Origin of the sequence: Marinobacter salarius (genome assembly GCF_032922745.1) — a bacterium.
GTDB lineage: Bacteria > Pseudomonadota > Gammaproteobacteria > Pseudomonadales > Oleiphilaceae > Marinobacter.
This window is the reverse complement of the sequence record NZ_CP136693.1, coordinates 3,232,473-3,254,659: the sequence shown is the minus strand read 5'-3', so window position 1 is coordinate 3,254,659 and position 22,187 is coordinate 3,232,473. Positions and strand designations below refer to the sequence as shown.

The window sequence follows — 22,187 nt, the reverse complement described above, 5'->3', positions numbered from 1 at the left end:
GGGGCAAGTTATGAATATGGACGACTTATTTTCTGAGCAAGAGCAGTCGGTTGAGCAAAATTCGTCTGGTCTAGTGACTTGTCTTGGCATTACTTTTGAAGGCGATGAGGCTCGCCAAGCCCACTTTTCTGGTGAACTGAGAAAAAAGCTTCAAGACCCAGAGTTCCGTAAGATCGAAGGCTTTCCCATTGGCAATGATGAAGACATTTTGAATCTTAGTGATCCGCCATACTACACAGCATGCCCTAATCCGTGGATCCCAGATTTCATCGCCGAGTGGGAGAAGCAGAAACCTGAGCGGTCAAAAGATTATCATTACCATCGTGAGCCCTTTGCAGCCGATGTGAGCGAGGGGAAAAACGACCCAATTTACAACGCGCACTCCTACCACACCAAGGTCCCACCAAAGGCTATCAGGCAATATATCCTGCATTACACCGAGCCAGGTGACATTGTATTTGATGGATTCTGTGGTACTGGCATGACAGGGATTGCAGCGAGAGAATGCGGCGTCCGATTGTCTAACAATGAAATAGAATCGAATATAGGTATGCGACATAGTATTCTGTTAGATCTTTCGGTATTACCAGGCTTTATCGCGTCTAATGTTAATGCAGAGCTACATGGTAGAGATGTTGAGAGGCAGTTTGCGAGACTTCTTGAACTAGCTACGGAAAAATTCAAGAAATATTTCACAACTGTGAATGAAGATGGGCAGGAGGGAGTGATTCAGTACTGTGTGTGGAGCGATGTTTTTATTTGCTCGAACTGCTCTAAGGAATTTAATTACTGGGATGGTGCTGTAGATCTCAATAAAGGGGAGCAGAAAAATCCGTTTCCTTGTCCTCATTGTGGGACGTCACTGAAAAAGCGGACTCTGAATCGCGCATTCACGACCGTTAGCGATCCCGAGACAGGCGAAATATATAAAAAGCCAAGAAGGGAGCTGGTTTATTTGAATTACGAGTACGCCGGTCGTCGATTCAATAAAAGCGCCACGCAAGAAGACAGGAAAAAAGCTTATCAGTTGGAAAGTGGTAAGAGTGAATGCTGGGTTCCGACCAGCGAATTGCCGAAAGCAGACCGGTTTTATAAAGATGGCCTGCACCTTGTGTCTCTTACTAAGGAAGGTCTGAATAACTGCTGATATTTGCCGATCTTGGGTTTAACCGGCAAAAAATCGAAGATTCAGACACTATTTTCCCGTTAGTTGTGTGTTTCTTGCCCGATTCCCGCCATTTTGGCGAAAAACAGGCGCACTGGCCCTACGCCAGCATGTATTTTTCACCAATCAGCAGGTTGCTGAACGCGGCCAGCAAATGCAGCCGGTTGTTGTTCTTGGCTAGACCGCGATAGCGGACCTTGCTATAACCGAAGACCTGTTTAATGTACCGGAAGGGATGCTCCACTTTGGCACGAACACTGGCTTTGATTTTCTCGGCTTTCAGCTTGTCAGCATCCAGCTTCTTCCGGGTGCCAGGCCGTTTGGCAATGAACCAGGAGACGTTTTCACGGTGCTTATGCTCATCCCGCTTCTGAATGCCAAGGTACCCGGCATCGCCGAAGACCCGTTGCTCTTCACCGTGCAGCAGCTTGTCGGTGGGCACGATGTCGTGCACGTTGGCAGCGGTGGTATCGATGCTATGAATCAGGCCAAGCGTATCGTCGACACCAATGTGCATCTTCATGCCGAAGTGCCATTCGTTGCCCTTTCTGGTCTGGTGCATTTCAGGATCGCGCTTGCCAGTGCTGTTCTTGGTGGAGCTTGGAGCAGAAATAATGGTGGCATCTACGATGCTGCCTTCACGCAGCATCAGGCCGTTCTTCTCCAAGTGTTTATTCACCTCTTTAAACAGCGCCTTGCCAAGACCGTGCTGCTCCAGGAAATGCCGGAAGTTGAGAATGGTGGTCTCGTCCGGCAAGCGGTCCAGCTTCAGGCCAGCGAAGTGGCGCATGGATTCGATCTCGTAAAGAGCGTCTTCCATCGCCGGGTCGCTCAGGTTATAGAACAACTGCATGCAGTGAACTCGAAGCATGGCAGGCAGCGGATACGGAGGCCGACCGTTCTGACCCTTGGGGTAATAACGGGCTACCTTCTTCTCCAACTGCTTCCACGGAATCAGCTTGTCCATCCGTTCCAGAAAGATCTCGCGACGCGTCTTGCGCTTCTTGGTCTGGTACTCAGCTTCGGAGAAAGTGATCTGATCCATGGTGGCAACGAATCCTATGCGGTTGGCGATGGCCATATTATCGCTGATTTTGAGACTTATTCAGAGTCTCCCTAAGTATCACAGATTTTACTTTCCACGCACACTTAACGTACTAGCATTTATTTGGAATGAAATCGAATTAGCATCGGTATCAGATAGGCTTCGAAATGCACTGCGTTTTATAGTCACTTCAATGGTTGACAGAAACCTAACCATTAGAAATCGGTTCGTAGTCAATAGCCACAACCCAAGAGGTAGAATAAACGGGCCACTAGCGAATACCCTTTATGTTCCTGGCCTGTCCGTCGAGCAGAACCCACTCGAAGCTTTGGCTTATAAGAGTAAAGATGTCATTTCTGCTCTTAGATCTAAGAAAAGATCTGCTATCGTCTCCAATCAAGATTTATCTTCTGTAAATATACCACCAAATTCAATTGATTACATTTTTATTGACCCTCCCTTTGGTCACAATATTATGTACTCAGAATTGAATGGGCTTACCGAAGCGTGGCTTCGTGTTAAAAGTAATAGCATTAAAGAAGCTCTGGTGAGCGAGGCGCAAGAAAAGGATGTATTTGATTACACCGCATTGATGAAATCCTGCTTTAGAAAATGCTACGAAATACTTAAACCCGGACGCTGGATGACTGTTGAATTTCATAACTCACAGAATTCTATATGGACGGCAATTCAGGAAGCGATCAGCCAAGCAGGTTTTGTAGTGGCTGACGTAAGAACCCTTGATAAGAAGAAAGGGACGATAAATCAAGAGTACTATACTTCTGGATCCGTGAAACAAGATCTTGTCATTTCTGCTTACAAACCAAATGACGGACTCGAGGATCGCTTCAAATTAATCGCTGGTACAGAAGATGGGGTCTGGGATTTTATTCGTACTCATCTAAACCAATTGCCGGTATTCGTCGAAAAAAATGAGAAGGTAGAGATTGTTGCGGAAAGACAGAGCTTTTTACTCTTTGACCGAATGGTTGCATTTCACGTACAGCGTGGAGTGACCATACCCATTTCTGCGTCTGAATTTTATAGCGGCCTTGAGCAGCGCTTCCCTGTTAGGGACAGCATGTATTTTTTGGCCGAACAAGTAGCCGAATATGATAAGAAGCGCTTAACTACAAGTGGTGCTCTTCAGCTAGAGTTTTTTGTTTCAGATGAAGCATCCGCTATCCAATGGTTGAAACAGCAGATAAATAGGAAACCACAGTCTTTCCAAGAGCTGCATCCCCAATTTTTAAAAGAGCTTGGTGGGTGGCATAAGAATGAAATGTCGCTAGAGCTTTCTACTCTACTAGAACAAAATTTTCTTCGCTACGACGGAAGTGGCGCTGTCCCCGAACAGATTCACGCCTACCTTTCCAGCAATTGGAGAGAGCTTCGCAATCTCAGCAAGGACGCTCCGGGTCTCATAGCTAAGGCGAAGGATAAATGGTACGTACCTGATCCCAGCAAAGCGGGTGATCTTGAAAAGCTGCGAGAGAAAGCTCTCCTCAAAGAATTCGAAGAATACAAATCTACTAAGAGCAAATTAAAGGTTTTTCGTTTGGAAGCAGTCCGCGCAGGATTCAAAAAAGCGTGGCAAGACCGTGACTATGAAACAATCACCAAAGTTGCGGATAAGATCGCAAAGAAGGTGTTGGAAGAAGATCCTAAGCTGCTGATGTGGTACGACCAGGCAGTAACGCGAATGGGAGGCGAATAGCGCATGATTACCAAGTGGAAGGTCTTCAATTTTAAGTCGATTCGGGAAGAAACCGAACTGGACCTGGCTCCGCTGACAATCTTCGCTGGGGCGAACAGTAGCGGCAAAAGCACCTTCATCCAGTCAATATTGCTAGTCGCCCAGACGCTGTCGAATAAAGTTAGTTCAAGATCTGTCGTTCTTAATGGTGCCCTAACTAGCCTTGGTCAGTTTGACGACCTCAAATCAAGTGGTAGTGATTCTAACCAGATCTCAATCAAGTGGACCACATGTCCGCAACAAAGGCAGGATGGCATTCATGCGGGTATTGGCGAAGGGAGACGATCTTTCCTTGGACTTAGGTCAACTACATTGAAGGAGATTAGCTGCGAAATTTCTTTTGATGCAGATAGCACCGTCTCTGAAAGGGAGTTTCTTCAGATTCAGCCTAGATTGTTTGCCAGTCAGATGTCCTGCATTTCAGCTGATGAAGATGGAATCGATCAGTACGGAGAATTCTCTATAAGGCAAAAATCGCTAAACGAGCAGGAGCCTTTAGGCATCGAGGACGATATTGATGAACGGATACGCAACAGCCTATGTTTCCAGGTAGAGGGGGATGAAGCTTCCTTATCCGAGATATCTTCTCGCTATGTTTCTGCAAAGCCGATTGGCGCAATCCTTAGGCACTTTTTACCTGAAAGGATTGTTTATTCCGTCAATACAGTTGAGGAAGGGGCCAATGAAATTGCGGCCGCACTTCAAGCGGATTATAGAGAGCGTCCGTTTAGTGTGCGGCGGAATAAACGCCAAATCCGACTATCGCCTGAAGTGCTTGATGTGTTGAGAAAAATTCTTTCCAGCGCCATAGATTTTGATAGCTTTGTGAGTGGTATCGATCGCCAAGAGTCACTTTTTGATGACTTTGGAGTTTCACTGACTCTAGAAGAGTGGGATGAAAGGGTCAGGTCAGTTTCAAGATCAGATCGGCTTAAGATCGAGCAGACGTTAGGTGAATGCGACGACCTTTATGAGCGTATTTTGCAGGCGATGAAACCAGAGACTTCTGAGTCAGCGGATACATTAAGGATCGTACAGGCGCCCCCACCGAGTCAGTTTGTTCAAGCTTCGCGCTACATGGAATCATTCTGGGCGAATTCGATAAAGTACCTCGGGCCGTTGAGAGACGCACCTAAACCGCTATACCCTCTAGCTCCTGCTGCGGATCCCTATGATGTGGGATTACGCGGAGAGCATACCGCAGCTGTGTTAGATCTTCACAAGAACAAACAGATTAGATATCTCCCATCTGACGGTTTTTCGGAGCCTTCGAAAAAAATGGCTCCTGTTACCAGGACTCTTGAAACAGCAGTAACGGACTGGCTTCAGTACTTAGGCGTTGCGGATTCGATCAATAGTCAAGATAAGGGAAAATTGGGACATGAGCTAAAGGTAGGATTGGCAAGTTCTAAAGATACTCACGACTTGACACACGTTGGTGTCGGCGTGAGCCAGGTGCTGCCTATTCTTGTTATGTGCCTGCTAGCAGATACTGACTCAACTCTCGTATTCGAACAGCCAGAGCTGCATTTACATCCAAAAGTTCAAACATTACTGGGTGACTTTTTTCTTTCGATGTCGATGTGCAATAAACAATGCATCATTGAGACTCATAGTGAGTATTTGATTGATCGACTCCGATTTCGAATTGCTTCTTCGCCATCGGAGCAGAGGTTAAACGAGCAGGCGAAGATTTACTTTGTGGAAAAACCATCTCAGGAATCATCCTTTCGAGAGGTGGTCATCAATGAATTTGGAGCTATTTCAGACTGGCCGCAAGGGTTCTTTGATCAGTCCCAGCAGCAGGCCGAAGCGATTTTGACTGCAGCATTGGCCAAGAAACGGGCAAAGAAGAATAAGGATTGATATGCTGCCTCAAGATGTTGTCATTGATCCATTTTTGTTGTGTTTGCCGAATCCATGTAATTCTCTAGACCAACTAGAAGATTTCATTTCCGCAATAGTTGGATGGCGCGGATTTCTTGATAGGCCGGATACCTGTGCTCTTTTATCTGATTCAGCAAGGGTGGCGTTGAACGATGATGGTGAATTCCCACATCGGCACAGATTGGTAGAACTTATTGAAAAATTTGAGTGCACCTTTGCCGATGCAAACACGATTTCAAGAGTTGCCAATTCTATTTTGGAGAGAACACCTACACTCGAGGAACATTTCGGGATAGATGCCATCCTTATTGAGGAAGACTCGTTTGAGGTCGCTCCAGCCGGACTTCTTGGTCGACTGAAACCTAACTGCAGATCGGCATTTAAGGATGATTTGCTGATCGCTGGCATAAAGGTCGATGAGCGCGTTGCTGGGGAGTCGGAAGCCTGCATTATGATTGCTTCCGGAAGCTGCACTGAAGATCCGATTCCTTCGGCGATCTCTGTCAAAGCGGATATCCACGAAATTGAATTAGTATCAACGGATTTCACCCTACATACAAATCTCCCTTTCTTGCTTTCCCAAAGCGTTACTATCGCGTTTAGTCACGAGCAATTGATCGAATCACTCGATTTAGGGGCAATTTGGGATGGGGCTTCCAGCGATGAAGCGGTTCGCTTGAGCGTCGAAGCAAGCATTAAAAACATTATCTCATCGGGAGCACAGCCGGAGGTAGTGAGTGATTTCTCGATTGGAAACGGTTTTGTCAAATCACTCCATGCATGGGGCGCTGATTCTCGGCTTGATTTTGCGATGGTCACTATTGAGTCATGTGCTCGCATTGTTCTGGGTATCCCTAAAAACCCTATCAAAGAATTTCGAGAGAGCGAGCATGTGAATGCAAAGCAACGTGTCCGGAAGGATGGGGCTTTGGCTTTTAGGACGCACTTGACGAAGAAAGGGGTGGGCCTCAGGTTAATGTTTTGGAGGCATACAGATGGAACCATCGAGTTTGCCAATATCGGCGGCAAAGGTGAGTTGGAGATCTCATGAGCCCGTGGGAGTTCAGCACCATTCACAGCCAAACCTGCAAGGTCATCGAAGAACATACCCTGTGGGGGCAAACCGTATGCCGGGTTTGGTTGCCGGACCAAGATACAGTGGTGCGCGTGCCTCGCTCTGCATTACGCCCCCTGAATGCTGTTCTGGACTCTGAAATCGACGCGGCGGGAATTGGCTATATCGCCGCTGCCGCAAAAGTGGCGGAAGTGCTTGAAGGCACTGCCAGTTTGTCTGACGGCCATGTATTGCTGGCGCCCATGGAGTCCAATGTCACGCCTCTGCCACATCAGATCCATGCTTTGTCACGAGCCATTTCAGGTGATCGCGTGCGCTACCTGCTGGCCGACGAGGTGGGCCTTGGTAAAACCATTGAGGCCGGACTGGTTATGCGCGAGCTCAAGTTGCGCGGGTTGGTCCGCCGGACCCTCATCGTTGCTCCAAAAGGCATTGCTACCCAGTGGGTGGCTGAGATGCAGACCCATTTCAATGAGCAATTCCAGCTTGTTTTGGGCGACGATATCGGCACACTGCAGCGTCTGGCTCCCGGGTCTGGAAAGCAAACCGGCCTTCAAAGCTCGGCTTGGGCGGTGTTCGATCAGGTCATCGTGTCGCTCGATTCGGTCAAGCCCATGGACAAGCGGCGTGGCTGGTCTGCCGAGCGTGTCGCCGCCTATAACCAGAGCCGCTTCGAGGATCTGGTGACTTCTGGTTGGGACTTAGTTGTGGTGGACGAAGCCCATCGTCTGGGCGGCAGTACCGACCAGGTCGCCCGATACAAGCTTGGCAAGGGCCTGGCGGAGGCCGCGCCCTATGTATTGCTGCTTTCGGCAACGCCACACCAGGGCAAAACCAACGCTTTTCATCGCCTGATGAACCTTTTGGATGATGAAGCTTTTCCAGACGAGGAGAGTGTCTCCCGCGACCGGGTGGCGCCGTATGTCATCCGCACTGAAAAACGCAAGGCACTTGATGCCGATGGCAAACCTCTTTTCAAGCCGCGCCGCACGCAGATGATCCCGGTGGCGTGGGAAAATCGGCATCATCTGCAGCAACTCCTCTATGAGTCGGTCACCGACTACGTCCGTGAGGGGTACAACCAGGCACTACGGGAGAAGAAGCGTCACATCGGTTTTTTGATGATTCTGATGCAGCGTCTGGTCGTGTCCAGTACCCGGGCGATCCGCACCACCCTGGAGCGTCGGCTTACCGCATTGCAGGATGGAGAGCAAGAAGCCAGTCTGCACCTGGCGGAGTTCTCAAATGGCGGGAACGAATTTGACAGTGTCGACGAGCTGTATGACATGGACGGCCAAGAACTGCTCGATGATCTGCTGAAGTCCCATGTATCCGCCTTGCAGAGTGAAGGCAGCCATGTGGAAGCCTTGTTGGAAGCGGCTCGCCGCTGTGAACAGGCGGGCCCGGATGCCAAAGCCGAGGTGCTGATCGAACGAGTCTATCAGCTGCAATCCGAAGAGGACGATCCGGATCTGAAAATACTCGTCTTCACGGAATTCGTGCCGACGCAGGAGATGCTCAAGGAGTTTCTGGAAGCCCGAGGTATTTCAGTGGCGACCCTGAATGGCTCCATGGATATGGAGCAGCGGAAGTTGGCCCAGGATGCGTTTCGCAACACACACCGTGTACTGGTCTCCACAGACGCGGGCGGCGAAGGTTTGAACCTGCAGTTCGCCCATGTCGTCGTCAACTATGACATCCCTTGGAATCCAATGCGGCTGGAGCAGCGGATTGGCCGCGTGGACCGTATCGGACAGTCGAAGACAGTACGGGCAATAAATTTCGTGTTTGAAGACTCGGTCGAATTCCGCGTTCGCGAAGTGCTTGAGCAGAAGCTTTCAGTGATTTTCGACCAGTTTGGTATCGACAAAACTGGTGATGTGCTCGATTCGGCCCAGGCAGGGGAGATGTTTGAGCACATGTTTATCGAAGCGAGCCTGAATCCTGATGATATCGAGGCATCGGTCGATCACACCGTGGCGGAAATTCGTGCGGAGATCGAGCAGGTGCGGGACTCGTCGGCTGTTTATGGCATTTCTGAGGAGCCGGATTTGCAAACCGCTGAGCGATTGCGGTCTCATCCGTTACCTCATTGGGTTGAGCAAATGACGGTCAGCTACCTCAAGTCCCACGGTGGAGCAGCGATTCGCAAACTCTCATGGTGGGATTTGCATTGGCCGGACGGGCAGGAGCACCCCAAGGCGGTGTTCAATGTTCGAGAAGCGGATCATCTGACCGGCGCTACATTGCTCAATCTTGAAGACGCCAGAATCCGTGGGCTAGCGCTGAACCTGCCGCAGCTCGTTGCGGGCCAGTCATTGCCCTGTGTCAGCGTTGACGACCTGCCGGCTGCCATCACCGGTTTCTGGGGACTGTTTGAGGTTCGCCTCCAGGCGGGCATGTACCAGAAGGTTGGGCTCCTGCGCATCCCCATGGTTCGGCGCGGCTATATCAGTGTGTTTTTGAGCGATGAAGGCAAACTTTTTTTGCCCACCGCCCGGCATATCTGGGATGCATTGCAGACCTCGGAACCTGTTGTGCACGATACGCTTGGAGAAGATGAATCCGTTGCTTCCCACGAACGACTGCAATGTGCGGCAGAAAAGGCCGGCCGGGAGCTGTTTGATGCCCTGCAACAAGCACATGTTGACTCCTTAGAGCATGAAAAAGAGCGCGGTAGAGTGGCATTTGCTTCTAGGCGAAAGGCTATTGAGAGGGTAGGCCTACCCGAGGTGCGGCAATTCCGGCTGTCCCGTTGTGCCGAAGACGAATCTGAATGGCGGCATGAGCTGCTGGTTGCCCGGCAGATTGTACCGGAAATCCGACCCTTGTTAATGCTGCGTATTATCAACCAACCGGAGAAAGGGCCGGTGACTAATGAGTAGTTGGCGAGACGCTATACTGGATGACTTTGTCCCTAACGTCAGCAAGCTAACCCTGGTTCGTGATCCAGACTGTTTGTTAACCGAAGAAAAACTGGCGCTGGCGCTTCGCGACCGAGGGTTCGATTTGATTGAGTTCAATGATCCTGTGGAGTTTAGATACGCCTATGAATCCAGGTATCGATCTATGTGGGACCGCGGTGGACAAACCGACCTGGTGGTGATTCTCCGGTTCCAGGATGCCGAGCTTGAGTTCTTACCCTATGACTTGCTCCAGGCAGGTCGCAAACTTTCGTTTAACTTGGGTGAGCTCTTTCCGAACCTGAGTTACCCAGTCATCGAGAAGCTTGACCGAAGCCTGCTGGATGCGCTCTTTGAAGCGCAATCCAAGTCTCCGCCAGATCGAATGGGTGACAATGCCACCAAGGATTTTATCCTTCGACACGTGTTCGGTATTGCCGCTGAGTTGATTACTAACGAGGTGGAGTTGCTTCGGGCTTTGCTTCGCCTCCATTATGGAAAGATTCAAATACCGCAGTTGCTGGCTGAGCGGCTGAGCCAGGTTCTCGAGAGTCATGAGGCGTTAAAAGCTTGGCCACTATCGGAGATCATACCGGACGACGACGCGTTCTTTGCGTTTTTGCAAGAGCGGTGGCCAGTCTTTCTGTCTCAGCTGGGCAGTGGAAGACATGCTCGGGAGTTTTGTCCGAATTATCACTTTAAGTATCCAGGCCCGGGCCAGTTACCTTTCGATCATCAGGACATAAGGGTCTACATCGACAACTTGTTCCTGGAGGGGAGACTCACTCCGGTAGATGACCGGCATGTTGAGGTGGCGGCCGATTCCTGGATTCGAAGCGGTATCGTTGTATCGGTTGGTGATGACGAACATCGAATCTCTCGGCTTTTTGAGCTTGTCGAAAATGAGCGGCCCACAGCGGAATCTCGCTTTTCGGATTGGACAGCGTTTGCTCTGAAATGGGCGGAAATCTCCTCTTTAGTCCATTGCGGGAATAACGCCGAGCACCTAGCTCGGCTTCGGCAGGTTGGAGATTCTCTCAACGCGATCTTCGCGGCCTGGCTCAAAGACCATTACGCCAGCCTCATCAACTTGCCGCCCGCAATCCCGGCGATGTTACACCACGTGCCTCGTCGCATGGCTAGGGACATTGAAGACTCCGAAAACCATCGTTCCGCGTTGATCGTGATGGACGGCCTTTCTTTGGATCAGTGGGTAACCATCCGTCAATTTCTGCAGCACCAGGATTCAAACCTCGTAATGCGAGAATCCGCGACCTTCGCCTGGATTCCCACCATTACCTCGGTTTCTAGGCAGGCGATCTTTGCAGGTAAATCACCGTTTTATTTCCCCTCAACCATCAACTCCAGCAATAGCGAAGGGAAGCTTTGGAAGCAATTCTGGGAAGGGCAGGGGCTGTCTCGCCTCGATGTGGCTTACCGACGAGGGCTGGGAGACGGGGATGCGGGTAGCGTCCTGGATACCCTCATTCACCCCGGTAAAACCAGGGTTGTAGGCCTGGTGGTCGACAAAGTCGATAAGATCATGCATGGCATGCAGCTCGGCTCGGCGGGCATGCATAATCAGGTCAAACAGTGGTGTCACGGTGGATACCTGCTTGCACTGATCAACTACCTGCTTCATCACGAATATGATGTCTGGCTGACTGCGGACCACGGAAACATTGAATGCGATGGTAAGGGCCGTCCATCTGAAGGCGCCATTGCTGAGACTCGTGGCGAGAGAGTGCGCGTGTATCCCACACCGGAGCTCCGTTCTCAAATAGCGTCGTCCTTTCCGTTTGGCCATGAATGGAAACCGGTCGGTTTGCCAGACCACTACTTCCCCCTCGTCACAAGCGGACACGACGCTTTTGTAAACCCGGGAGACTCTATTGTGGGTCATGGTGGAGTAGCTATTGAGGAGGTAATTGTGCCTTTGGTGAAGTTTGAGAGGCGTGAAAGATAATGAGTAAAAGGCATGACTCTGTTGGTATCAAACAAGTCGTCCGCCTGGAATGGTACGACTACGCGCTAGAGATGCTGCTGGACGGCCGTTCCGCCGATGAGATTCGTTCAGAGCTGGACAACTATATTTCTGAGCGTCTACAGACAGGGGGTTATGGCGAGCGGGGTGAGCAAACCTATACAAAAGCGGTCGCCCAGATCATGAAATGCTGGGTATCCCCGGTGCGCGAGCTTGTAGAATTTCGTGATCGCGCTTTGGACTACGCAAAGAGTCGTGAGAAGGGTACGAGACTCGGTCTCCACTGGACTGTTACCACTGCAGCGTATCCATTCTGGTTTCGAGTCGCCGAGCAGGTAGGCAGATTATTAAATCTCCAGAGTTCAATAACCCAAAGCCAGATACGTTCTCGCTGCTTCGAAGCTATGGGCGAAAGGTCCACAATTGAAAGGAGCTCCAGGCGAGTCATCCGCTCTTTCGTTGCCTGGAACGTACTGAAGGATTCCGGCGCAAAGGGTTGCTATGAGCGAGGTGAACCAGATATTACTCTTGATCAGGAATTGGCCATTTTGATGCTAGAGGCGGCCCTCCACGCTAATCCCGGCGGTAAGGCGGCGCTCAACTCTCTCCTGAACAGTCCTGCGTTCTTCCCTTTTCAGATCCCGATTATGACGGGTGATTTTGTTTCTCGGCATAGCGAGCGGATAGAGGTCCTTCGATATGGGCTGGACGACGAGCTGTTGAAATTGTAAAGAGCGAAATCAATCTGTAGTGGTTCAATGATTCCGGACACCAACGTAGGTGGTAATATCGCCACCATAAGCGAGGTGTCTGATGACCAGAAAACGACGATCTTTTACACCAGAGTTCAAGCAGGAAGCTGCCTGTTTGGTGCTTGACCAGGGCTACAGTGTTGCCGAAGCCAGTCGCTCTTTAGATGTCGGCGAGAACGCCCTCAGGCGATGGGTAAAACGTAAGCGCCGTTAAATCGACCCGCTTGCCCTAATCGTATTGAGCCACTTTTTTCGAAGCCGGCAACTCGGCATTCCAGGGCAGCAACGCTTCGAGCTTCTCCAGCGTGTCGGACTCAGCAATGCGTTCCAACACATGGTGGATATAAGCTGAAGGCTCCAGGCCATTGGCCTTGGCGGTTTCGATGAGCGAATAGCAGGTGGCGCTGGCTTTCGCCCCTTGTGAGGTATCGGCGAAGAGCCAGGCTTTTCTGCCGAGGGCAAACGGGCGGATGGCGTTCTCGGCTCCGGCATTGCTGATCTTCAGGTCACCGCGCTCACAGTAGCCGACCAGGTAGTCCCATTGGTTCAGGGTGTAATCCATGGCCTGACGGGTAAGCAGGCCTTTCATCACCTTGGGGGCATTTTTCTCCAGCCAGGCTTTAAAGGCGTTCAACAACGGCAGACTCTTTTCCTGGCGAACCCGATATCGCTCCGCGTCGCTCAGATCCCGGGCGGCCTTTTCAATGGCGTACAGTTTGCGGATGTGGCTCAGGGCTACATCCGCCTTTGAGGGTTGGCCTTTTTTGCCTTTGGCCGGTGCCGCCCGGGACGCCTCCACGTACTTACGTCTCGCGTGATCCCAACATCCGATCCGCGTCAGCTTGTTCGTGGCACAGACCTGCCCATAGCCGGAATAGCCATCGGCTTGCAGAATGCCCTGGAAGTCATCCAGCAGACGCACCGGTACCTTGCCACCTCGTGATGGATCATACTCGAACAGAACCGAAGGTTTTCCCGGTGGACCACCCCGGGTGACCCACATCCATTTGTCGGATTGGGCGGTCTTACCGTCTTCCTTGAGCACCTGGATCCGGGTTTCATCGGCTTGCAGGTAATCACCGCTATTCTGGGTTTCCCGCATCAGGTTGATCAGCGGCTGGAAGACGTCATTCAGCCGGATGATCCAGTGAGCCATGCTGGTGCGACTCACTTCATGCCCCAGGCGCTGGAACATTTGTTCCTGACGGTACAACGGCAGACCGTCGGCATACTTGGAGGTAATGAGGTAAGCCAGCAGTGACGGGGTGGCGATGCACTTGCCCAGCGGGCGCGCCGGACGGGCAGCCGCAACAATGCGCTCTTCGCCGTCCTGCTCGAACACCGCCTTTTCCTGCCAGTACTCCAGCACTTTCAGTTGAGCGGGAATGTACTCCAGCTCTTCCTTCACCTTGGTGAAGAAGGTCTTGCTGGCACCGGCTTTCTCTTCGTCGCTGAGGGTTAATTCAATACGCTCACGCAGCAGCGTATCGGAGAAGCCACGTTGGCGGCGCTTGCGGGAACGGCGGGGCGTCTCTTCCTCTTCGACATCGTCCGGCAGCTCATCGCGCAGTTCATCAATCTCGACTTCCAGCTCGACCTCATCGAACAGCAGGATCTGATTGGGCAGCTTTTCACTGCTGGCGGCGAACTGCTGGATCTTCTTATGGCGCAGCAGTTCTTCGAGGATCTCGATGCGAGCGTCTCGTCGCTGGATGGCGTCTTCTTTGGAGGCGAGTTGCTGCTGAAGGCCGCTGATAACCGCCACCATCTCAGCGGTCGATAAACCGTTGAGATCCGGGGTTTTGAGGGCGTTATCAGGCGTTGATTTCATGGCGGAATTATAGCAAAAACAATGCCCTGGCACACCTAAAACGTAATGCAAAAAGGGCTATCCGACACTCTCATAGTGCAGGGTTTTATGGCCCCGCAACAGACTGATGTCGTAGCCGTCCAACAACCAGTTGATCTGTTCACCGGTCAGCGGCATCAGTTCATCCGCAGGCCCTGGCCACTTGAATTTCTCCTCGGCCAGGGCTTTGTAATAGAGCACAAAGCCGTTGTCTTCCCACATCAGGCATTTGATCTTGTTCCGCTGCCGGTTGGTGAAGGCGTAAAGTGCACCGGAGAATGGGCTGTGCCCCAGTTCCTGTTCCACCAGCAGGGCCAGGCCGTTGGCCTGCTTGCGGAAGTCGATGGGCTTTCGGTACAGATAGATCTCCGGCAGATCCCAGGAAGGGCGCAGATAGCGGTGACGCATCACAGCTGTCTCAAGACGGCACCCAGCAAATCGATATTACCGGCATGCAGACCGGTGATCGATACGCCGCCGGGCAGTGACACGGTCAAACCGACTCCTGTATCCGGAATCGGAGCCACACGAGCGAATCCGGATCGAGCTTGAACCGGTTCGCTGGATTCGACACGGCCGGTCAGCTTCTGCCGCCAGTAGACAAACCGATGATAAACAAGCGACTCTTGTTTGCAGTAGGCTGCACCGGACAGGCCCGAGGCCTGCCAGTCCGACAGCGTCTCTTGCCAGAACTGGTGTAAATCAGGGGTAGTCATCGGATTCCTCTTTAATGTGAAAGCAGGAATCAGTGTGGCGAAACTCGGGCGTCAGCTACAGGTGCGGATTTATTGGCGCTTACAGTCGACATCAGATACTGCCGTTTACCTGTCATCGGAAGAAGTCGTAGGAACTGGGAGTGTCGCCTATGGATATTCAGGCATCGAAGGAGCTAAGCGCTTAGTTGGTATGTTCATTATGGATTATGTGGACCGGTGCACTTGAGTTTGGTTAATGTGCAAATAGATCGAAAGCAAATGGTTTTGTCACGACAAAGGGGAGTTTAGCCAAAATGGATTCGCTCGAAGAGTTGCGCCTGAAATTGAAGCAATTTGCTGAAGAACGAGATTGGCGCCAGTTCCACTCACCGAAAAACCTGACCATGGCCCTCTGTGGTGAGGCGGGTGAGTTGTCGGAGCAGTTCCAGTGGCTTAGCGAAGACGACTCGAAAAACCTCAGTGACAAACGTTTGGCAGCAGTGAAAGACGAAATTGCAGACATCCAGCTGTACCTTGTTCTCCTGGCCGATTCTTTGGGCGTCGATATTGCTGAAGAATCCGCCCGAAAAATAGAGGCAAATGCCCTCAAATATCCTGTTGCCAAAGCTAAAGGCAAGTCCAATAAATATAACGAATTGTAGGGGTTATTCGTGATCGTCTATTCGGCTTCCAAGGCGGAATTTGTTGAACATGTGAAGTTCAATCAGATTGAGAAGGTTATCGAGGAAGAGGTCTGGAGGAAGCTCAAACGAAGAACCCCAAAATCTGAAATTACGTCCTGGAAAAATTCGCTTCAATACATGTTTAACGCGCTACTGGATCATGCCATACCCCCGTCGGCCGGTGTTGCCATTGAATATACGATTCCGCTGACCAGTCGCAGAGTGGATTTTATCCTGACGGGCAAAGATGCAGCGCGCAATGACACCGCAATCATCGTTGAACTGAAGCAGTGGTCCGAAGCAGAAGTTACGGATAAAGACGCAATCGTTCGAACATTTCTGAACGGGTCCATCCGTGAAGTTAACCATCCTTCCTATCAAGCCTGGTCATACTCAGCATTAATTGAAGACTATAACGAAACGGTCCGGGAAGAACGGATTGGCCTTCAACCATGCGCCTATCTGCACAACATGGACAGCGGAGTGGCTATCAATGACTCCCGTTATCAAGAGCATACCGACAGGGCGCCGGTGTTTATTTCGAGCGATGCGAAAAAGTTGTCGGATTTCCTCAGGCGAAATATCCGCTATGGCGACAGCGACAACATCATGTACCGAATTGAACATGGTGTAATCAAACCTTCAAAAGGACTCGCTGACAGCCTTGCTTCGATGCTTCGCGGTAACAGGGAATTCATTTTGCTAGATGAGCAGAAACTGGTTTACGAAACCGCGCTGGATCTAGCGGAAAAAGGGCGCAAAAATCCAAAACAGACTTTCATTGTGAAGGGTGGACCGGGCACGGGGAAATCGGTCGTCGCAATTAACCTTATCGTTGAAGCAACCAATAGAGAGATGCTGACCCAGTTTGTCAGCAAGAATGCTGCGCCGCGGGAAGTCTTCAAAGCCCGCCTGACAGGTACTATGCGCAAAACCCACATCGATAACCTGTTTCGCGGTTCTGGTGGTTATACCGAAACTGAGAACAACTTTTTTGATTTATTGGTCGTTGATGAGGCCCACAGGCTAAACGAGAAGTCTGGCCTATACGGGAACCTGGGTGAGAACCAGATAAAAGAACTGATCAATAGCGCCCGAACCTCTGTTTTTTTTATTGATGAAGACCAGCGCGTCACTCTGTCGGATATCGGCACGGTGGAAGAGATTCGGCATTTTGCCAGGCAATTGGGTTCAGAAGTCACTGTCTTGGAGCTGAGCTCACAATTTCGTTGCAACGGCTCTGACGGCTATCTGGCATGGATTGATCATGTCCTGCAGATCAGGGAAACAGCCAATATAAGTCTGGATGGCATCGACTATGATTTTCGGGTCTTTGACGACCCTAACGAGCTGCGGAATGTTATTGAACAGAAAAATCGCCGGGCCAATAAGGCGCGGTTGGTGGCAGGGTATTGCTGGGACTGGAACAGCAAGAAGGATCCAGCCAGGTTTGATATTGAGCTCCCTGAGCATGATTTCAGAGCAAGGTGGAATCTCGACAAGCACGGTTCAAAATGGCTGATTGCCGAGGACTCTATCAGTGAGATTGGCTGTATCCATACATGCCAAGGCTTAGAGCTCGACTATGTAGGCGTGATTATCGGAGATGATTTCGTAATCCGAGATGGAATTGCTGTCACAAACGCCGGCGCTCGCTCAAAATCTGATCGTTCTGTGCGTGGCTACAAGAAGAGGCTGAAAGAGGATCGGGAGAGCGCCCTCGCGGATGCTGACATGATCATCAAGAACACTTATCGGACGTTGATGACGCGGGGTATGAAAGGGTGTTACATCTACTCTGCAGATGCAGAAACCAGAGAACACTTTCGTAGCTTTTCAGAGCCCCAGATAACGGAACAAAGGAATGATGTTTCCGCTATGCAAGTCCCGTATGAGGTAGTTGATTACGAATCTGCACTTCCTTATGAAGGCTTTGTGCCCCTCTACGACCTACAGGCGGTAGCCGGCGAATTCAGTGAATTCCAGTCTCCCGTTGAAGATTTTGAGTGGGTGAAATTACCCGAACATTTTGCTACAAGACCGGGCCAGTTTGTCGCTCAGGTTGTTGGTGAGTCCATGAACAAGCGGATTCCTAACGGCGCATGGTGCCTCTTTAGTGCCAATCCTGGAGGAACGCGAAATGGCAAGATAGTCCTAGTGCAACATCGGGCTATTGAAGACCCTGATAACGGCAGTTGCCTCACCATTAAACTGTATCGCAGTGAAAAAACGATGTCCGGCGATGAACTCGTTAACGAAAAAGTCATCTTGATGCCGGTCACTAGCGCTCATGGTTATCGAGATATCGTGATTGAAGACGATGATCTTCACGACTTGAGAGTCGTTGGAGAGTTTGTTGCGGTGTTGGCCTGAAACCAGTGATTCAAAAAACACTCCTGCATCTTGAAGGGAAGTTCCGGAGTAGATCTCCCGAGTTTGTTGGCGACGACCTGTCCGCCTGGTAGCCTGGTCTAGATCGACTTCAGGCTAATTAGTCGCAAGGGAACTATTCAATGCAGGATACGCTGAGCTATTACGACAGCAATGCCGATGACTTTGTGGAGTCTACGTTTGAGGTCAGCATGGAAGACCTTTACCGAGAGTTCTTGCCACAAGTTCCCGAAGGTGGACACATTCTGGATGCGGGCTGTGGTTCTGGTCGAGATGCTTTGTATTTCAAACAGAATGGCTACCGCGTTTCTGCTTTCGATGGCTCAAAAGCCATCACCTCTCTTGCCCGCCAAAAGACCGGCCTGCCAATTCAGCACAGGTCTTTTTCAGACGTTCAGGAATCCATTACGTATGACGGCATCTGGGCTTGTGCCAGCCTTTTGCATTTGCCTCGCGTTGAAGTACCCAGAGCTATTGAACGGTTATGGAATGCCCTCAAACCGGATGGCGTTTTCTACATGAGTTTCAAGGTTGGCCAGGGGGAACGTGACCACAATGGCCGGCACTTTACTGATGCTGACGAGTCGATTGCCGAGCAGTGGATTCAGGACCTGACAGACTATGAAGCTTGCCAGATGTGGCGCACTGATGATCAGCGTCCTGATAGGGATGAGCAGTGGTTGAACATTCTTCTGACCAAGGCGCCGGCTTCCCACAAAAAGCTGACGACGGGCGGGAAAGAACATCATTTCCTACCCAAGCTTTGCCAAGCAATTAAATCTGCTGATCAGGTAGATATGGCGGTAGCTTTTGTTAAAACCACCGGTTTAAATCTCTTGTTCCCGGATTTGGTGAGCGCGCTGCAACGAACTCCTGATCCGGCTCGCATCCGCATTCTCACCAGTGATTATTTGGACATTACTGACACAGAAGCCCTTCGAAAGCTTGTCCTGTTGCATGACCATGGCGCTCAGGTGCGTGTCTATCAGAGCAAAGGGAGTAGCTTTCATTTGAAAGCTTACCTTTTCGCTGGCCATGGTGAGAATCAGCAAATGTGGGGCAGGGCGTTCATCGGCTCTAGCAATATCAGCCGACAAGCGCTGCAGGACGGGTTGGAATGGAACTATCAGGTGGATTTCCCGCCCGATTCTGGGTACCTCGAAGCTGTCAGCAGGTTCGATGAACTGTTTCAGCACCCCAATGTTGTGCCTCTCACTGACAACTGGATCGATGTGTACGAGAAACGGAGGAAACCACCAGAACAGTCACTGGAACCGGGCAGTGATGAGAAGCTGGAAGTTCCAGCACCTAATGAAGTGCAACAGGAAGCGTTAGAGGCCCTGGATCTAACCCGCGTAGAAGGCTACAGAAGGGGGTTGGTCGTGTTAGCAACAGGTTTAGGTAAAACCTGGCTATCTGCCTTTGATGCGGTTCAAATGGGCGCCCGTCGGATTCTTTTTGTCGCCCACCGCGAAGAAATTCTTTATCAAGCGGCCGAGACCTATCTGCGGATCAAGCCAAATAGCCGCGTTGGCTTTTACATGGGGAAGCAGCGCGATCGAACAGTGGACATCCTTTGTGCATCGGTGCAAACGCTCGGCAAAGAAACGCATCTCGATCGATTTGACCCCCGGCATTTTGATTATATTGTTGTCGATGAATTCCATCATGCGGCAGCGCCCGTCTATCATCGGCTTCTGAGTTACTTTGCGCCGCAGTTTCTCCTGGGATTAACGGCAACCCCAGACCGGACAGACCGCTCGGATATCCTGTCGTTGTGTGACGACAACTTGGTTTTCGAATACCCGTTGTTTGAGGGCGTCAGGGGCCAATTCCTGGTGCCGTTTCATTACTACGGCATCTATGACGAGACGGTCGATTACACTGAGATTCCCTGGCGCAACGGAAAGTTCGATCCCAACCTGCTTGCCAATAAGCTTGCTACCTATGGACGTGCCAAACATGTGCTCAAGGTATGGAGTGAAGAGAAGCAAAGCCGGACCTTGGCCTTTTGCGTTTCACGGATCCATGCCGATTTTATGGCGAGCCAGTTTGTAAAAAAAGGGATCAAGGCGGCAGCCGTTCACGGTGAATCTGAGATGTCTCGTGGCGAGGCCTTGGAGAAGTTGGAAAATGGTCAGCTCGACGTGATTTTTTCTGTCGACCTGTTCAACGAGGGTGTCGATTTGCCCGCCATTGATACTGTTCTGCTGTTGCGTCCAACGGAGTCCAAGATCCTATTCCTTCAGCAAATTGGCCGGGGCCTTCGTAAAAGCGTCGCCACTGGAAAAGACAATCTTGTGATTCTGGATTTCGTGGGTAACCACCAAAGCTTCCTACACAAACCTCAGGCGCTGATTGGCCAGGCGATGAATCACCGGCAGTTAGCCGAGTTTGCCAGGAAAGCTGAAAAGAATCAGTTGGAACTGCCAGACGGATGCTTTATCAATTACGATCTGCAGATAATCGACTTCCTGAAAGGTCTTGATCACCAGGGCGCTGAAAAAGACTATCAGGTACTGAAGGATACGTTTGGTCGTCGTCCAACACTCACCGAGTACTATCGTTTCGGTGCCAGTATCGCTAAGACTCGCAAGTTACACGGAAGTTGGTTTGGATTGGTTCGGGATATGGAAGATCTCAGCGAGCTTGAGACGGAGCTCTTGTCCCGCTACGAAACGTTTTTGCTGGAAGTTGAAACGACGGCCATGAGCAAATCATTCAAAATGATATTGCTCGACGTTTTCCAGCAGTTAGGCGGATGGCGTAGCCCGCCTAAGCTCTCGAAACTTGCTCAAGAATCTTGGGAGACACTGAAACGCCGCCCGAAGTTATATCAAGAAATTGCGGCTTCAGTGAGGGGCGTTGATGGCTCCTCGGCGCAATGGCAGCAATACTGGAAGAAAAACCCTGTCGATCATTGGACCAACAAGTCGCCAGCAGTTTTTGAGATTGAGAACGATCAATTCAAGCCAGTTGTTGAGCTGGAAGATGGTCAGATACCGCCCTTCGAGGAAATGGTTCAGGAGCTAATCGATTATCGCCTGGCCTCTTATGAAGCACGGCAGTCTGCCCAGCAAGAGCAGTGGTCGTCTGAAAATATCGTCCCGCTCACGCGTTCTGGAACGGAGTTGCCTTACTTCCCATCGTTGAAGATCGCTTGTGGTCACTTCAGAAGTAGTCACGCTGAAGAGCCGGAGTACAGGTCCATCGGATTGGGACACGGGCGAATCGAGCCAAATCGTCATTTCATTGCCAGAGCATCCGGTAGCTCAATGAACGGCGGGAAGCAGCCGATTAAGGACGGTGATTATCTGTTGCTTGAACAGATCAACCCGAATCAAGCTGGATCGATCACTGGGAAAATGCTCGCGATTGAACGGATGGATGAAGCAGGTGACACACAATACCTTCTTCGGACGGTTCGTAAATCTCCCGTAGGTGAATATCGGCTCGAGGCTGCCAATCCAGACTATGAAGACATTCTTGTCACTCCAGAGCTTCTAGAACAGTTTCGAACGTTCGCACGCTTTTGTGAGGTTATCGATCCATTGGAAATGGCTCTCGGACAGGAAATCCCGAGAGAGGAGATTCCGGAGTTATTCGGTGCCAATTTTAATCCTGGCAATTGGCAAAGTGGTCACGTCTTTCTGAAAGATGCCAATGCGCATATTTTGTTGGTGACGTTAAACAAGCAGGGCAAAGGGGTTCAACACCGCTACGTTGATCACTGGATTGATGAGCACACATTCCACTGGCAGAGTCAGAATTCGGCTACGCCCCAAAGTAAGCGGGGGCGGGAGTTGATCAACCACAAAATGCTCGGGCTCTCAGTACACTTATTTGTTCGTGAAAATAAGCTGCGTAACGGCAAAGCTTCTCCCTTCACTTATTTCGGCACCGTTGAGTATCAGAGCTATGAGGGGAGCAGTCCAATGAGCGTGACGTTCAGGCTTAGTTCCACGGATTGAGTTCAAACTGACTCGGAGGTTATTACAGGAG

At 50.7% G+C, this 22,187-nt stretch carries 14 protein-coding genes and 1 pseudogene; 11 read left to right on the top strand and 4 right to left on the bottom strand.

Features of this window, described 5'->3' with window-relative positions:
* Positions 1-10: 10 nt before the first annotated feature.
* Positions 11-1,147 carry a DNA methyltransferase gene (locus tag R1T46_RS15030; protein WP_317305982.1) on the top strand — a complete coding sequence of 379 codons (1,137 nt, stop codon included), beginning with the start codon at positions 11-13 and terminating at the stop codon, positions 1,145-1,147.
* Between the two features lie 118 nt (positions 1,148-1,265).
* Here R1T46_RS15030 and R1T46_RS15025 read toward each other — a convergent pair whose 3' ends face one another.
* Entirely contained in the window at positions 1,266-2,210 is a 945-nt protein-coding gene (locus R1T46_RS15025) for an IS5 family transposase (RefSeq protein ID WP_041657592.1), read from the bottom strand.
* Between R1T46_RS15025 and R1T46_RS15020 the strand changes: the two genes are divergently transcribed.
* The 7 genes and pseudogenes from R1T46_RS15020 to R1T46_RS14990 form a co-directional block, all read left to right on the top strand.
* Positions 2,209-3,927, top strand: coding sequence for a DNA methyltransferase (locus R1T46_RS15020; RefSeq protein WP_317305981.1), 1,719 nt, complete (start codon positions 2,209-2,211; stop codon positions 3,925-3,927). The genes R1T46_RS15025 and R1T46_RS15020 overlap by 2 nt on opposite strands.
* 3 nt (positions 3,928-3,930) lie before the next feature.
* Positions 3,931-5,832, top strand: coding sequence for a DUF3696 domain-containing protein (locus tag R1T46_RS15015; RefSeq protein WP_317305980.1), 1,902 nt, complete (start codon positions 3,931-3,933; stop codon positions 5,830-5,832).
* 1 nt (position 5,833) lies between these two features.
* A complete protein-coding gene (locus tag R1T46_RS15010) occupies positions 5,834-6,904 on the top strand; it encodes a hypothetical protein (RefSeq protein ID WP_317305979.1) in 1,071 nt (356 codons plus the stop codon).
* Positions 6,901-9,813, top strand: coding sequence for a DEAD/DEAH box helicase (locus R1T46_RS15005; RefSeq protein ID WP_317305977.1), 2,913 nt, complete (start codon positions 6,901-6,903; stop codon positions 9,811-9,813). Before R1T46_RS15010 ends, R1T46_RS15005 begins: the two co-directional genes overlap by 4 nt.
* Positions 9,806-11,797 carry a BREX-3 system phosphatase PglZ gene (gene pglZ, locus R1T46_RS15000; RefSeq protein WP_317305976.1) on the top strand — a complete coding sequence of 664 codons (1,992 nt, stop codon included), beginning with the start codon at positions 9,806-9,808 and terminating at the stop codon, positions 11,795-11,797. Before R1T46_RS15005 ends, pglZ begins: the two co-directional genes overlap by 8 nt.
* Positions 11,797-12,546, top strand: a complete 750-nt coding sequence (locus tag R1T46_RS14995) for a hypothetical protein (protein WP_317305975.1) — start codon at positions 11,797-11,799, stop codon at positions 12,544-12,546. The genes pglZ and R1T46_RS14995 overlap by 1 nt, the downstream gene beginning before the upstream one ends.
* Before the next feature lie 82 nt (positions 12,547-12,628).
* A pseudogene (locus R1T46_RS14990) lies at positions 12,629-12,769 on the top strand (transposase); the annotation flags it as partial.
* A 27-nt stretch (positions 12,770-12,796) separates the two neighbouring features.
* On the opposite strand, the gene tnpC reads toward R1T46_RS14990, so the two are convergent.
* The 3 genes from tnpC to tnpA are packed head-to-tail and all read right to left on the bottom strand — an operon-like array spanning position 12,797 to position 15,132.
* A complete protein-coding gene (gene tnpC / locus R1T46_RS14985) occupies positions 12,797-14,398 on the bottom strand; it encodes an IS66 family transposase (RefSeq protein ID WP_106762036.1) in 1,602 nt (533 codons plus the stop codon).
* Between the two features lie 57 nt (positions 14,399-14,455).
* Positions 14,456-14,824 carry an IS66 family insertion sequence element accessory protein TnpB gene (gene tnpB / locus R1T46_RS14980; RefSeq protein ID WP_114435616.1) on the bottom strand — a complete coding sequence of 123 codons (369 nt, stop codon included), beginning with the start codon at positions 14,822-14,824 and terminating at the stop codon, positions 14,456-14,458.
* On the bottom strand, positions 14,824-15,132 hold the full coding sequence (gene tnpA, locus R1T46_RS14975) for an IS66 family insertion sequence element accessory protein TnpA (protein ID WP_317305974.1): 309 nt from the start codon (positions 15,130-15,132) through the stop codon (positions 14,824-14,826). Before tnpA ends, tnpB begins: the two co-directional genes overlap by 1 nt.
* 293 nt (positions 15,133-15,425) lie before the next feature.
* On the opposite strand from tnpA, the gene R1T46_RS14970 reads away from it, so the two are divergent.
* The 3 genes from R1T46_RS14970 (at position 15,426) to R1T46_RS14960 (ending at position 22,156) form a co-directional block, all read left to right on the top strand.
* Positions 15,426-15,773 carry a nucleotide pyrophosphohydrolase gene (locus R1T46_RS14970; protein ID WP_199480749.1) on the top strand — a complete coding sequence of 116 codons (348 nt, stop codon included), beginning with the start codon at positions 15,426-15,428 and terminating at the stop codon, positions 15,771-15,773.
* A 9-nt stretch (positions 15,774-15,782) separates the two neighbouring features.
* Entirely contained in the window at positions 15,783-18,167 is a 2,385-nt protein-coding gene (locus R1T46_RS14965) for a DNA/RNA helicase domain-containing protein (protein ID WP_317305973.1), read from the top strand.
* A 140-nt stretch (positions 18,168-18,307) separates the two neighbouring features.
* Entirely contained in the window at positions 18,308-22,156 is a 3,849-nt protein-coding gene (locus R1T46_RS14960; protein ID WP_317305971.1) for a DUF3427 domain-containing protein, read from the top strand.
* The last annotated feature ends 31 nt before the right edge of the window (positions 22,157-22,187 follow it).